The organism is Roseateles sp. L2-2, assembly GCF_050613215.1.
GTDB lineage: Bacteria > Pseudomonadota > Gammaproteobacteria > Burkholderiales > Burkholderiaceae_C > Roseateles > Roseateles noduli.
Genome location: NZ_CP192509.1, coordinates 1,877,212 through 1,890,118 on the forward strand (window position 1 = coordinate 1,877,212; position 12,907 = coordinate 1,890,118).

The window sequence follows — 12,907 nt, forward strand, 5'->3', positions numbered from 1 at the left end:
CGATGACCTCGCTTTACGGATGTCGGCAGCTATCACGCAAAGTTAAGTGTGGCGGTCAACTGATTGAGGCAATCGTTCAAAGAAGCGGGGGAATGCATGTCTTGTTGGAGCAATCGGTCCATGTCGCCGTGCAGGCGGACCGCCATGTCCAACTCGGGGTCGTGGCCGGGCTGATAGGCGCCCAGCTGGATCAGGTCGCGCGCCTTGTTGTACTTCGCGAGCAGCTGCCGGAAACGGCGCGCCAGTTCGACGTGGCGCTTGTCGGCCACGCTGGTCATGACGCGCGAGATGGACCGTTCCACGTCGATCGCCGGGTAGTGCCCACTCTCCGCCAACTCGCGGCTGAGCACGATGTGGCCGTCCAGGATGCCTCGGGCGGCATCGGCGATCGGGTCCTGCTGGTCGTCGCCTTCGGAGAGCACGGTGTAGAAGGCGGTGATCGAGCCTTCGCCGGCCAGGCCGTTGCCGCTGCGCTCCACCAACTGCGGAAGCTTCGCGAAACAGGAAGGCGGATAGCCTTTGGTCGCCGGCGGTTCGCCGATCGCGAGGGCGATCTCGCGCTGTGCCATGGCGTAGCGGGTGAGCGAATCCATCAGCAGCAGCACGTGCTGGCCGCGGTCGCGGAAGTGCTCGGCGATCGCGGTGGCATAGGTGGCGCCCTGCATGCGCAGCAGCGGCGGCGCGTCGGCCGGCGCGGCCACGACGACGCTGCGGCGCAGTCCTTCCTCCCCGAGGATGTCCTCGATGAATTCCTTCACTTCGCGGCCGCGTTCGCCGATCAGGCCGACGACGATGACGTCCGCCTGCGTGTAGCGGGCCATCATGCCCAGCAGCACCGACTTGCCGACGCCGGTGCCGGCGAACAGGCCCAGGCGCTGGCCGCGACCGACGGTCAGCAGCGAATTGATGGCGCGCACGCCGGTGTCCAGCGGGCGGCGGACCGGGTCGCGGTCCATCGCGTTGATCGGACGGCGGACCATGGGTTCGTCGCGGATGTCGGCCAGCGGGCCGCGGCGGTCGATCGGATGGCCTTGCGGATCGACCACGCGGCCCAGCAGGCCGTCGCCCATCGGCAGATGCAGGCCGCGGTCTTCGTCGCGACGCCAGGGGTGGCGCTCCTCGCCGAGCGCGGGACCGTGCAGCGCCGCGGGGCGCGGCAGCACCATCGCGCCGCTGGCCAGGCCCTGGATCTCATCAGTCGGCATCAGGTAGGCGCGGTCGCCGGAGAAGCCGACGACTTCGGCCGTGACCGGCCGCTGCCCGCGACGCGGCGAGGCGGCGGTCGAAGGCATGTGGATCTCGCAGACCGACCCGACCGGCACCTTCACGCCGGTGGCTTCCAGCACCAGACCGGCGACGCGCACCAGCTTGCCCTGGGGCTCGATCGGCGGCGCGTTGCCGGCGAAGGCCTGCAGGTCGTCGAAGTACTGGCGCCAGCGGTCGGTGCGGGCGCTCATGAGTCACGGTCCTCAGGGACGCCCTGATTGGCGCCATGCGGCAGCCCGCCGTACTGGCTGGGCGTGGGATCGGTCCGGAAGTCCAGGCGCGAGTCTCGCGCCACGTCGGCCGCGCTGCGGCGGTCCTCCCAGACGGAACTCTGTCCGAGCGCGCCGATCGCCGACTGCCAGCGAGCCGGCAGAGAGGCGTCGACGCTGCAGATGTCGGCATCGACCTTGACACCGCCGCGCGTGATCGAGGGATCGGGGATGACCTGCGCTTCACGCGCGCGCAGCTCCTGGCCTGCGCCGTCCAGCACCAGCGGGAGATCGTCGGGGTGCACGCGCACGCGGACGTGGCGGGCGTTGATCAGCAGCGCCTCGACGGCGTCATGCGCGACCTTGGACACCAGCTCCGGCGCCGTCTCCAGCTCATTGCGGACGACCTGGCGGGCCAGTTCGACGGCGGTGCGGGCGAGCGCCTCGGCCATGTCCTGCTCCATCGCGGACAGGTCCTGGTCGAAGCTCGCGACCAGTTGGCCCACCTGGGCGCTGATCTGCTTGGCGAAGCTCTGCTTGAAGGCGTCCAGTGCGGCCATGCCGTCGCGGTAGCCGTCCTGGTAGCCGGCCTGGCGGGCCTGGTGCATCAGCTCTTCGACGCTGGGACCGGGCGGCGGAGGCGGGGGAGGCGGTTCGACCGGGGCGGGCGCGGTGACGGCCGGGCGGCGCGGTGCCGCGCCGCCGTCGAGTGCGCCGGGATTCCACGCGGCGAAGCCGGACAGCTCCTCGCGCGGAATGATGCGGCCATAGGTGCTGCCGCGCTGCTGATCGCCGTCGGCGCGCGGCGGGGGCGGAACTTGGCGGGGGGGGCGGGTGACCATCGTGGCGGGTGTCCGTCGGCGGAAGAAGCGGCCAGCGTATTACAGGAACTGGTCGTCGCCGCCGCCGGCGAGCACGATCTGGCCTTCGTCGACGAGGCGACGCACGACTTTGAGGATTTCCTTCTGCTCGGCCTCGACCTCGGACAGGCGGACCGGGCCGCGCGAATCCAGGTCTTCGCGCAGCGTCTCGGCGGCGCGGGAAGACATGTTGCGGAAGATCTTCTCGCGCAACTCCGGGCCGGCGCCCTTGAGCGCGACGATGAGCGATTCGGACTGCACTTCCTTGAGGATGGCCTGGATGCCGCGGTCGTCGATCTTGTCCACGTCGTCGAACGTGAACATGTTGTCCATGATCTTCTGCGCCAGGTCGGAGTCGGCCTCGCGGATGTAGTCCAGCACCGAGGCCTCGACGCTGGTGCCCATCATGTTGATGATCTCGGCCGCGGTCTTGACGCCACCCAGGTTGGACTTCTTCATGCGTTCGCCGCCGGCCAGGATCTGGCCCATGACCTCGTTGAGGTCCTTCAGCGCCATCGGCTGGATGCCGTCCAGCGTGGCGATGCGGATCAGCACTTCATTGCGCTGGCGTTCGGTGAAGACGCGCAGCACCGAGCTGCTCTGATCGAAGTCCAGGTGCGACAGGATGGCGGCGACGATCTGCGGGTGCTCGTTGCGCAGCAGTTCCGCGACCGAGCCCGGGTCCATCCACTTCAGCGACTCGATCGAGGACACATCCGAGCCCTGCAGGATCCGGTCCAGCAGCAGATTGGCCTTGTCCTCGCCCAGCGCCTTGCGCAGCACGGAGCGGACGTATTCGTCGGTGTCGCTGACCAGGGTGCTCTGGGTCTCGGCGACCAGATCGAACTTGTCGAGCACGCGCTCGACGCGCTCGCGCGGCACGACCTTCATCTTGGCGATGGTCTCGCCCAGCTTCTGCACTTCCTTGGGCGCGAGGTGCTTGAACACCTCGGAGGCTTCCTCCTCGCCCAGCGACATCAGCAGGATGGCTGCGTCTTCTACGCCTTTGTCGTCCATGGGGGTGTCTCGTTATCGGTCCAGGTGCGGGTCCGTGGGCTCGTGCGTGGTCGTCGGCGCTCAGCGGCGGCCGCCGGCCGGCGAGGCCGTTTCCAGCTCCTCGCCGTTGACCCAGGCGCGCATGATGTTCGCCACGGCGATCGGGTTTTCCTTGGCCAGCAGACGGGCGCGTTCGAGCTTGTCGTTGGAGATCGGCGCCTCCAGGGCCGGCAGGCCGCCGGGACCGCGCGGGCCGCCGAGCGCCAGCTGTTCGTCCTCGACCACGCTGAGCGCGTTGTTGCTGGCAGTGTCGTCCTTCTGTTCGGCCGGCGGCGGGAAAGCCGCCTTGAGAGCAGGGCGAACCAGCCCGAACACGGCGATCAGCGCGACCAGCACCAGGGCGGCGGGCACGGCGAAGTCGCGGGCGACGTCACGCAGCCACGGTTGCTGCCACAGCGGCACGTCGGCGTTCTCGATCTTGTCGGACACGAACGGGGTGCTGATGACCTTGATCGAATCGCCGCGTTCCTGCGAGAAGCCCAGCGCTTCCTTCACCAGCGAGTCCAGCTTCTGGATCTCGGCGTCGGACAGCGGCTGGCTGGAGGTCTTGCCGTTCTTGTCGGTGACGGTCTTCTGGTTGACGACCACGGCGGCGTTCAGGCGGCGGATCTGGCCGATCGCATTGCGGGTGACGCGGACGGTGCGGTCGAGCTCGAACTGCGTGTCGTTGTTGCGACGCATGTTCTGCGTGCCGCCCGACTGGCCGGCCGGCTGCATCTGCTGGGCCTGGCCGTTGATCGGCGCGGCGGCCTGCGGCGGGACCTGGTTGGTGGTCGCGCCGGGCACGCCGGTGGGCACGCCGGCGCTGCCGCCGGACTGCTCTTCGGAGGTCAGGCGGCGCACGCTGCTCTGCGTGTTCGGGCCCTGGTTGGGCTTGTATTCCTCCGCGGTGGACTCGACCTGGCTGAAGTCGACGTCGGCGGTGACCGTCGAGCGCAGGTTGTCGCGGCCGACGACCGGCTCCAGCAGCTCGGCGACCCGCTTGTTCAGGTTGGCTTCGATCTGCTGCTTGTACTGCAGCTGCTGGCTGTCCAGGCCGATGGCGTTGCCGTCCGGGTTCTGGGAGAGCAGGGCGCCGGTGCTGTCGAGCACGCTGACGGCCTTGGGGTTCAGTTCCGGCACCGACGAGGACACCAGATGCACGATGCCGGCGATCTGCGCGCGATCCAGGGTACGGCCGCCGCGCAGCGTCAGCATGACGGAGGCGCTGGGCTTCTGCTGTTCGCGGAAGAAGCCGTTCTGCTGCGGCATGGCCAGGTGGACGCGCGCGTCGGCGACGTCGGCCATGGCGGTGATGGTGCGGGTGAGCTCGCCCTCGAGCGCGCGCTGGAAGTTCAGCCGCTCGTTGAAGGCGGTCTGGCCGATGGACTGCTTGTCCATCAGCTCGAAACCGACGACGCCGCCCTTGGGCAGGCCGGCCGACGCCAGCTTCATGCGCAGGTCGTAGACCTGGTTGGCGGGCACCATGATGACGCCGCCCGGGTCGTTGCGGTAGGGCACGTTCATCTGCGACAGCTGCGCGATGACGGCGCCGCCGTCCTTGTCGGACAGGCCGGAGAACAGCGGGCGGTAGTCCGGCTTGGCCGTCATCATCGACATCGCCACGATGACCGCCAGCAGCGCGGCCACGCCGCCGCCCAGCATCATCTTGCTCTTCGTGGGCATCGCCGCCAGGCGGGCGGGCAGGCCGGCCGGTTTGGCGGTCTGCTGCACCTCGGGGAGTCCGGCGGCGGGGCTGCTCAGGGCGTTGTCCATGGGGTGGTCGTGGTACGGCTGGTGTCGAACGGAGTGCCCAGGCGGACGCCTCGACACAGGACTGGATTATTTCGATGCAGGCCCTCAAGAATGGTGGGAACAGGCCGAAGAAGGCCCCCCAGTTCGGAGCTATGGGCGGGGCCCGGATCCGTACGATGCGTTCCGTGGACCTGAAACTCAAACCCTTCGACTTCGCCAACGCGGTGGCACGCGCCGGCCTGACCCCCCAGGGGCAGCCGGTGGCCAAGGCCGCGCAGGGCGGTGCGAGCTTCGCGGATGCGATGAGCTCGGCGTTGAAGTCCGTCAGCACGCAGCAGAACGAAGCCTCGCGGCTGCAGCGGGAGGTTCAGCTGGACAATCCCACCGTCAGCCTCGAAGAGACCATGGTCGCCATGCAGAAGGCGCAGATCGGGTTCCAGGCGACGCTGCAGGTGCGCAACCGGTTGGTGTCCGCCTATTCGGAAATCATGAACATGCAGGTCTGAGGATCTGCATCGCGAACGAAAAAGCCGCCTCTCGGGCGGCTTTGTTCATTCTGAGATCAGTGGATCAGAGGCTTCGCCGCATCAGCCGTTCCCGCTTCTGCGCCTGGTCGATGAAGATCTGCAGCGCGCGGGCCGCCGTGGGCGCCAGCGAGACGAAGGCGCAGCCAGCGTGATGCGGCGCTCCTTGTTCGCTTTCCGACATGTGCTGGATCCTCAGCAGCGTGGTGAAGCTGACTTCGCGCTCCAGTTCCAGCGTGCCGCTCATCTCCTCGCCCGCCTGCGGGACCGGGACCACGTTCGCCGGCCATTGCAGCGCGACGCCGCCGGCGCTCACGTTCATGACGCGCAGACGGGGGAGATCCGGATCGGACAGTTTCAGCGCCGGGTAGAGTTGCCCGGCCGAGGCGACCCGGTAGGCCTGACGCCGCTGGAAGCGGTACAGACGCAGCGGGACCGGCGAGCGCAGCACCTCGGCACCGTCGCCGCGGATGGCCACCAGCCCGGAGACGTCGAACTGCAGCTTGATCTTGTCCAGGAAGGCCGTCGCCACCAGCTCGTCGCTGGCCAGCACCGGCGCGAGCGTGTCGCCGGCCTGCGGCGCTTCCATCGTCAGCATCCCGTGCGGCGTGTCCAGAGCCCGCAGCACCGTGTGGATGGCTTCGCCCTCCGGCGTCGACAGCTGGATGCGCGCCTGCGACTGCAGCAGCTCGCGCAGCCAGTTCATGATCTCGCCCGGCGCGTCCATCCGGAAATCGGTGTCCGCGGCATCGGGGGGACTAGGGGATAGCTTCAGGTCGCTCAAGGCCAGCATCCGGCAGGAATCGTTGGAAAATTCTCTCGCATCCCCAAGGCAAACGCCGCGCCAACCCCATCCGTTCAAGGGGCCGGTCGCGGCGCTGTCGTGAGTCCCGAGCCCGGTCGCGTGACCGATGTCTCGGATCGCTGGAGGAATCGGCGCTGGCGCCGATCCAAGGAGCGATCAGTGGACCGTCTTGGACTTGCCCTTCATCAGCTGATCCAGGTCCTCCAGCCACGGCTCGGCCAGGTGGCGGATCTCGGCGTCGTTGACCAGGATGCGCTGCATGATGCGGGTCTTCAGCTGCGCTTCGTCCGGACCCAGGTTCTGGCTGGCGGCCGCATGCTTGAGCTGCGAGATCAGCAGCACGCAGGCGCCTTCGAGCTTGACCACTTCGTCCCAGTTGCCCGAGCGGGCGGCGCTCAGCATGTCGGCGCTGGCTTGTTCGATGGCTTCGTAGTAGCTCAACAGTTGGGTGCTCATGAGGCGATCCGGGGTCGGGGCGGCGTGGGCGACGGCGGTCTGGGGCTTGGCGGTGTACTTGGACATGAAACTTCTCAAGTCGTCAGGCTGAAGGGGGTTCCGGGGCTCAGGCCGCGGCGCGTTGGTCGGCGGTGGCCGGGGCGATGCTGGCCCAGGCTTCCTTGATCGGTTGCAGCAGCTTCACGCATTCCTCGACCGCGGCATCGTCGCTGCGCAGGTTGGCGTAGGTCAGCCGGGTGCAGATGTAGGCGTACAGGTCGCGCAGGTCCAGGGCCAGCTCGCCCGATTCCAGATTGAGGGCCGCCTTCAGGCCTTCGTCCAGGATGCGGACCGCGCGGCTCAGGCTGCGGTTCTTCACTTCGACATTGCCGGAGCGGATCGCGCCGATGGCTTGCGTCATCGAATCGAAGGCGCCGTCCAGCAGCAGGCTCACCAGGCGATGCGGGGAGGCCGTCATCACGTCCGTTTCCACGCCGACGCGGTTGTACATGCTGCTGGCGCGCTGACCGTGGGAGGCGAAGGGGGAGGAGTTGCCGTACATGATTTGTTGCTGCGGTGTGCTGAAGTGCTTGAATCAGTTTTCGGCCCCCGGCTACCCAACTTGAGCCTCCCCCGTGTCGAATTTGTCTCGAAATTTTGCTCGCGTGAAGAAAAAGGAAAGCCTCCGTGAGGAGGCTTGTCGGCGCTCTTTTCGAAGCGCCGGAGAAGGGCGGCGACGACGGGCTTGTTCCGTCCTCGACCGCGCGCGTCGCGTCAGCTGCTGCTGAGCATGCTGGTGATCTTGCTGACGTAGCTCTGCATGTCGTTGAGCTTGGCCATCTGCGTGTCCAGCGCCGTGTACTGGGCGCGCAGGCGCTTCTCGTAGGCGTCGGCGCGGTCGTTGAGTTCGTCGACGCGCTTGCCGTTGGCCGTCACCCGCGACTGCAGGCCGGTGGTGCGGGTGGTGATCGAGCCGTCGAAGCCGGTCACCTGGTCGGCGAAGGAGCGCCAGCGCGTGGCCATGCCGTTGTTGTTCGGGTCATTGCTGTCCACGCCCATGAACAGGTTCTTCAGATCGCCCATGCTGCCCAGCGCGCTGGTCAGCTTGGTGTCGTTGACCTTCATCGTGCCGTCCGAGCCGATGTCGATGCCGATGTCCGACAGTCGACCGTACTGGCCGCCCAGGGTGCTGCCCGACGCGGTGATGTTGCGCAACTGGCTCTGGAGACCGACCGCGGTGCTGTCGCCCTGGAGCGCGCCGGCGGTCTTGTTGGTGTCGTCGTACTTGGTGTCGTTGCGCATCAGCGTCATCAGGCTGTTGTACGACGTGACGAAGTCGTTGATCGCCTTCTTGACGCTGTCCTTGTCCTGGCCGACGGTGATGGTCGACTGCGCGGGAATGATCGTCTTGCCGGTGGCGTCCGCGGGATCCTTGGTGCCGCCCTTGAGCAGGTTGATCGTCAGGCCGTCGACGGCGCCTTCGATGTTGTTCGACGCGGAACTGATCGCCAGGCCGTTGACCGTCAGGTTGGCGTTCATGGCCGCCGTGTTCTGTGTCATCGACTTGATCGAGGACGTCGGATCATAGGCCAGCGCGGACAGGCCGCTGGCGTCCGAGCCGTTGCCGTCGTCATCGGCGGTGGTGATGCGGAAGCCGTTGGCCTCGCCGGTGTCCTTGGAGCGGATCACCAGGCGCTGTCCGCTGGCGTCGGTCACCACCGAGGCGAGCACGCCCGCGCCCGAGCCGTTGATCTTGTCGCGGATGCTGGACAGCGTGTCGGTGGACGAGATGGAGACGCTCACCGGCGTCGCGCCGTTCTTGCCGGTGAAGGTCGTGTTGTCCGAACTCCACTGGCCCAGTTCGATGGTCATCGACCCCGAGCCGACGGTCGAGTTCGTCGCGAAGGCCTTGCTGGACAGCGACTGCGGCGAGGCCAGGTTGGTCACGCTGAGCGCGTACGAACCCGCGCCCGAACCCGCGCCGGCGATGACCGTGGCCATCGAGGTGTCGGAGGACGTGGCGGTCAGCGCCGCCCAGGTCGACGGATTGGCCAGCTTGGCCGCCGCGTCGCGCATCGTGCTGAAGGCGCTCTTGATCTTCCCGTATTCGGAGATCTGCGTCTTGATCGTGTCGGTGCGCGTCTGAAGATCGGTGATCGGCTGTTTCTCGAGCGAGACCAGCTTCGTGACGATGCTCTCGACGTCCAGGCCGCTGCCCAGACCGGCGGAAGTAATGGATGCCATCGTTCTTGCTCCCTGTGACCCTGACCACCGTGGCCCGGCTCCCCTCGTGGAAGTCCCAAGCGCGACAGGGCCCCGCGTGTGTCGCGTGAGGCCCTGTCCTGCTTATCGGCGCCCGTGGCACCGACTTTAGGACGGTGACCCCGGGGATTGATTGCGTTTTTCTATCAGCCCTTGAGCAGCGACAGCACCTGCTGCGGCAGCTGGTTCGCTTGCGCGACCATCGCGTTGCCGGCTTGTTGCAGGATCTGCGCGCGGCTCAGGTTGGACGTTTCGACCGCGAAGTCGGCGTCCATGATCCGACTGCGGGCGGCGGTCTGGTTCTCATAGGCCACCTGCAGGTTGGAGATCACCGCGTCGAATCGGTTCTGCGTCGCACCCAGCGTCGCACGCTGGCTGTTGACGGTGTCGAGCGCTGCGTCGATGTTGGCGACCACCGCGGCGATCGCTCCCGCATCCGCCTCGTGATTGATCGAGCCGCGGTTGGTGCCGTTGATGTCTTCGCCGGCAACGGCAACGATGGAGGCGTCCCGGGTCATGTCGGGCGTGGTGACGGTGATCTCGTCGTTGGCCGAGGTGTTCGGGCCGACCTGGAAGGTCTGCGGCGTCGCGGCATCGGCACCCAGGATGTACTTCCCGTTGAAGGTGGTGCCGCCGACGACGCGCTGGATTTCCTTGGCCAGCTCGCCGAATTCCTTGTCCAGCGAATCCTTGTCGCTGTCCGCGTTGGTCGCGTTGCGGGCCTGGATCGCCAGTTCGCGCATCCGCTGCAGCGAATCGGCGACCTTGCCGAGCGCGCCTTCAGCGGTCTGCGACAGCGAGATGCCGTCGTTGGCGTTGCGCATCGCGACCGTCATGCCACGCGCTTGCGAGTTCATGCGTTCGGCGATCGCCAGGCCGGCGGCGTCGTCCTTCGCGGAGTTCACCCGCAGGCCCGACGACAGGCGCTGCATCGACGTCGCCAGCGACGACTGCGACGAGTTCAGATTGCGTTGCGCGTTCAGCGAGGCAATATTGGTGTTGATGGTCTGTGGCATTGATGCACTCCTGCGGAGATCCTGTCCTGGCTGCGATCCCGGTTAGGTGGGTCGGTTCCCGACCGCACCTGCGGATCCTCGCTGCGCCATCGCAGTCATTGTTTGGATCTGCCGGTTGGACCGGTGGTCGAGCGGTACTACCTGCTCGATGGTTCCCATTGTGCGAAACGTGCTTCAACGCCGATTGGCCGATTAACGGGCGGAAAACCCGCCATTAGCAAGCCAATAAAAGAAGGCCCCGCATCGATCCCGTGGGGGCGATGCGGAGCCTTTGGAGGCCCGGCCGCGAAGGCCGGTGCTTGAGGAGTCAACCCTTGAAGATCAGCTGCGCAGCAGCGACAGCACCTGTTGCGGCAGCTGGTTGGCCTGCGCCACCATCGTGTTGCCGGCCTGCTGCAGGATCTGCGCGCGGCTCAGGTTGGCGGTTTCCGCGGCGAAGTCGGCATCCATGATGCGGCTGCGGGCGGCGGTCTGGTTTTCCACCGACACCTGCAGGTTGGAGATGATCGCGTCGAAACGGTTCTGCGAGGCACCCAGGACGGCGCGCTGACCGCTGACCGTGGTGATGGCCGCATCGATGTTGTCGATCACGGTCTTGAGCGCGTCCGGGGTCGATGCGTTGTCGATCACGCCGCCGGTGACGGCGGTGATCGTCGCGTCGTTGGTCATGTTGTTGGTGACCACGTCGACCGTGTCGTTGGCGCTGGTGTTGGCGCCGATCTGGAAGGTCTGCGTGCCGGCGTCGTCACCCAGGATGGACTTGCCGTTGAAGGTCGTGCCGCCGATGACGCGGCCGATTTCCTGACCCAGCTGGGCGTATTCCTTGCCGATCGAGTCCAGGTCGGACGTCGTGTTGGTCGCGTTGCGGGCCTGGACCGCCAGTTCACGCATGCGCTGCAGCGAGTCGCCGACCTTGGACAGCGCGCCTTCAGCGGTCTGCGCCAGGGAGATGCCGTCGTTGGCGTTGCGCACGGCGACGTTCATGCCGCGCACTTGAGCGTTCATGCGCTCGGCGATCGCCAGGCCGGCCGCATCATCCTTGGCGGAGTTGACGCGCAGACCCGAGGACAGGCGCTGCATCGACACCGACAGCGAAGACTGCGAAGACGACAGGTTACGCTGGGCGTTGAGCGATTGCAGGTTGGTGTTGATGATCTGAGCCATGATCCATTCCTTTAAATTTCAAAGACCTTCTGCGGTCTCGGCGGACGGTTGAATAATCGTCCGACTGAGCCGGACCACGTGGCCCTTGCTGTTGAATTGCGGACCCGTTGATGCAGTTATCGGGACGCGCAGGAATGGACTTGAGGCCTTCTTGAAAAGAAAGCTTGTAACGCCCCATGTCGGGCGTGACGAAGTGGCGGGGAGCCACGGGGCGGGCATTTGCTGCGCGCCGCCTTGAACCTGCTTTGAAGCCGTTCTAGAGCCGCTCTGATGGCGGGCGGGGCGCCGATCGGGAGATCGACCCCGTGAGGCCTGGCGCGGGCTCTCCACGGGGCATGGGGCCTCGCGTCCGCGAACCCCAAGCCCCATTCCGGCCCCACCCTCGCTCGTTGACTTCTCTTTCACCACCAGCCCTGCGGCGTCGCAGGTCGATGGGGAAAGAGAAGGGGACCACGTCCCCTTCGAAGGCCCTGGCACCACGGACGCCTTGGCGTCGGCGGTGACCTTCCTTCTATTAGCGCAGCAGGGCCAGCACTTGCTGGGGAGCCTGGTTGGCCTGCGCGATCATCGCGTTGCCGGCCTGTTGCAGGATCTGCGCACGGCTCAGGTTGGCGGTTTCCGAGGCGAAGTCGGCGTCCATGATCCGGCTGCGGGCCGCGGTCTGGTTCTCGACCGAGATCTGCAGGTTGGAGACGATCGCGTCGAAACGGTTCTGCGAAGCACCCAGCTTGGAACGCTCGCCGGAGACCGTCTTGATCGCCGAATCGATGTTGTCGATGACCGTGGCCAGGTCGGAAGTCGACGAGGCGTTGGTGATCGAGCCGCCCGTCACGCCGGTGATGGTCGTGTCGGTGGTCATGTTGGTCGTGACCACGTCCACCGAGTCGTTGGCCGTCGTGTTGGCACCGATCTGGAAGGTCTGCGTGCCGGCGGCATCCGCCAGGATGGCGCGGCCGTTGAAGGTCGTGCCGCCCAGGACGCGCTGGATTTCAGAGCCCAGCTGCGCATATTCCTGACCGATGGAATCCAGGTCGGTCGTCGTGTTCGTGGCATTGCGAGCCTGCACCGCCAGTTCACGCATACGCTGCAGCGAGTCACCGACCTTGGACAGCGCGCCTTCAGCGGTCTGCGCCAGGGAGATGCCGTCGTTGGCGTTGCGCTGGGCGACGTTCATGCCGCGCACTTGCGAGTTCATGCGGTCGGCGATCGCCAGGCCGGCGGCGTCGTCCTTGGCCGAGTTGACACGCAGACCCGAGGACAGGCGCTGCATGGAGACTGCCAGCGAGCTCTGGCTGGTCGAGGTGTTGCGCTGGGCGTTGAGCGACAGCAGGTTGGTGTTGATGACTTGGGCCATGATTGCTCCTAACAGCTATACGTAAATACCGGCAAAAGCGCCGAACCACACATGAGCGCCTGAGTCCTCCGATCCTCCGACCCGCCGTGAGGCGAACCGGCCGAGGATCTCGGATGCTCCTGCTGAACCGCCCGGGCCATTTCCCGGTTCGGTCCCAGTCCGACGCTAGTCAACCGTTGCCGTCCCACCCCTCATCGGAAGCCAAGAACGTCAGGCCTTCTA

Annotated in this window: 12 protein-coding genes; 1 reads left to right on the forward strand and 11 read right to left on the reverse strand. The window is 66.6% G+C overall.

What is annotated here, in order from left to right:
• Positions 1-32: 32 nt before the first annotated feature.
• Genes fliI through fliF form a run of 4 tightly spaced genes read right to left on the reverse strand, consistent with a single transcriptional unit; the run spans position 33 to position 5,146 of the window.
• Positions 33-1,457: a flagellar protein export ATPase FliI gene (fliI, locus tag ACQZ13_RS08535; protein ID WP_431051036.1), complete on the reverse strand. Its 1,425-nt coding sequence runs from the start codon at positions 1,455-1,457 to the stop codon at positions 33-35.
• Positions 1,454-2,317, reverse strand: a complete 864-nt coding sequence (locus tag ACQZ13_RS08540; RefSeq protein WP_431051038.1) for a FliH/SctL family protein — start codon at positions 2,315-2,317, stop codon at positions 1,454-1,456. Before ACQZ13_RS08540 ends, fliI begins: the two co-directional genes overlap by 4 nt.
• A gap of 39 nt (positions 2,318-2,356) precedes the next feature.
• Positions 2,357-3,352 carry a flagellar motor switch protein FliG gene (gene fliG / locus ACQZ13_RS08545; protein WP_088403390.1) on the reverse strand — a complete coding sequence of 332 codons (996 nt, stop codon included), beginning with the start codon at positions 3,350-3,352 and terminating at the stop codon, positions 2,357-2,359.
• A 60-nt stretch (positions 3,353-3,412) separates the two neighbouring features.
• Positions 3,413-5,146, reverse strand: a complete 1,734-nt coding sequence (gene fliF, locus ACQZ13_RS08550) for a flagellar basal-body MS-ring/collar protein FliF (protein ID WP_431051040.1) — start codon at positions 5,144-5,146, stop codon at positions 3,413-3,415.
• Between the two features lie 164 nt (positions 5,147-5,310).
• On the opposite strand from fliF, the gene fliE reads away from it, so the two are divergent.
• On the forward strand, positions 5,311-5,631 hold the full coding sequence (gene fliE, locus ACQZ13_RS08555; RefSeq protein ID WP_431053166.1) for a flagellar hook-basal body complex protein FliE: 321 nt from the start codon (positions 5,311-5,313) through the stop codon (positions 5,629-5,631).
• A gap of 64 nt (positions 5,632-5,695) precedes the next feature.
• On the opposite strand, the gene ACQZ13_RS08560 is transcribed toward fliE, so the two are convergent.
• The 7 genes from ACQZ13_RS08560 to ACQZ13_RS08590 form a co-directional block, all read right to left on the reverse strand.
• On the reverse strand, positions 5,696-6,433 hold the full coding sequence (locus tag ACQZ13_RS08560; RefSeq protein ID WP_431051042.1) for a flagellar brake protein: 738 nt from the start codon (positions 6,431-6,433) through the stop codon (positions 5,696-5,698).
• A 177-nt stretch (positions 6,434-6,610) separates the two neighbouring features.
• Positions 6,611-6,910 carry a flagellar protein FliT gene (locus ACQZ13_RS08565; protein WP_088403911.1) on the reverse strand — a complete coding sequence of 100 codons (300 nt, stop codon included), beginning with the start codon at positions 6,908-6,910 and terminating at the stop codon, positions 6,611-6,613.
• 106 nt (positions 6,911-7,016) lie between these two features.
• Complete coding sequence (gene fliS / locus ACQZ13_RS08570; RefSeq protein WP_088403393.1) at positions 7,017-7,451, reverse strand: flagellar export chaperone FliS; 435 nt, start codon at positions 7,449-7,451, stop codon at positions 7,017-7,019.
• Between the two features lie 212 nt (positions 7,452-7,663).
• Complete coding sequence (gene fliD, locus ACQZ13_RS08575) at positions 7,664-9,133, reverse strand: flagellar filament capping protein FliD (protein ID WP_431051045.1); 1,470 nt, start codon at positions 9,131-9,133, stop codon at positions 7,664-7,666.
• Between the two features lie 164 nt (positions 9,134-9,297).
• Positions 9,298-10,167, reverse strand: coding sequence for a flagellin (locus ACQZ13_RS08580; RefSeq protein WP_088403395.1), 870 nt, complete (start codon positions 10,165-10,167; stop codon positions 9,298-9,300).
• A 321-nt stretch (positions 10,168-10,488) separates the two neighbouring features.
• Positions 10,489-11,331 (reverse strand): flagellin, encoded by an 843-nt coding sequence (locus tag ACQZ13_RS08585; RefSeq protein WP_088403396.1) that lies wholly within the window; start codon positions 11,329-11,331, stop codon positions 10,489-10,491.
• A gap of 514 nt (positions 11,332-11,845) precedes the next feature.
• A complete protein-coding gene (locus ACQZ13_RS08590) occupies positions 11,846-12,685 on the reverse strand; it encodes a flagellin (RefSeq protein WP_431051047.1) in 840 nt (279 codons plus the stop codon).
• Positions 12,686-12,907 lie beyond the last annotated feature (222 nt).

Coding starts and splice junctions, on each gene's coding strand:
- fliD (WP_431051045.1), bottom strand. CDS start 9,133: ATGGCATCCATTACTTCCGCCGGTCTGGGCAGCGGCCTGGACGTCGAG.
- ACQZ13_RS08565 (WP_088403911.1), bottom strand. CDS start 6,910: ATGAGCACCCAACTGTTGAGCTACTACGAAGCCATCGAACAAGCCAGC.
- ACQZ13_RS08540 (WP_431051038.1), bottom strand. CDS start 2,317: ATGGTCACCCGCCCCCCCCGCCAAGTTCCGCCCCCGCCGCGCGCCGAC.
- fliF (WP_431051040.1), bottom strand. CDS start 5,146: ATGGACAACGCCCTGAGCAGCCCCGCCGCCGGACTCCCCGAGGTGCAG.
- fliS (WP_088403393.1), bottom strand. CDS start 7,451: ATGTACGGCAACTCCTCCCCCTTCGCCTCCCACGGTCAGCGCGCCAGC.
- ACQZ13_RS08580 (WP_088403395.1), bottom strand. CDS start 10,167: ATGCCACAGACCATCAACACCAATATTGCCTCGCTGAACGCGCAACGC.
- ACQZ13_RS08585 (WP_088403396.1), bottom strand. CDS start 11,331: ATGGCTCAGATCATCAACACCAACCTGCAATCGCTCAACGCCCAGCGT.
- fliG (WP_088403390.1), bottom strand. CDS start 3,352: ATGGACGACAAAGGCGTAGAAGACGCAGCCATCCTGCTGATGTCGCTG.
- fliI (WP_431051036.1), bottom strand. CDS start 1,457: ATGAGCGCCCGCACCGACCGCTGGCGCCAGTACTTCGACGACCTGCAG.
- ACQZ13_RS08590 (WP_431051047.1), bottom strand. CDS start 12,685: ATGGCCCAAGTCATCAACACCAACCTGCTGTCGCTCAACGCCCAGCGC.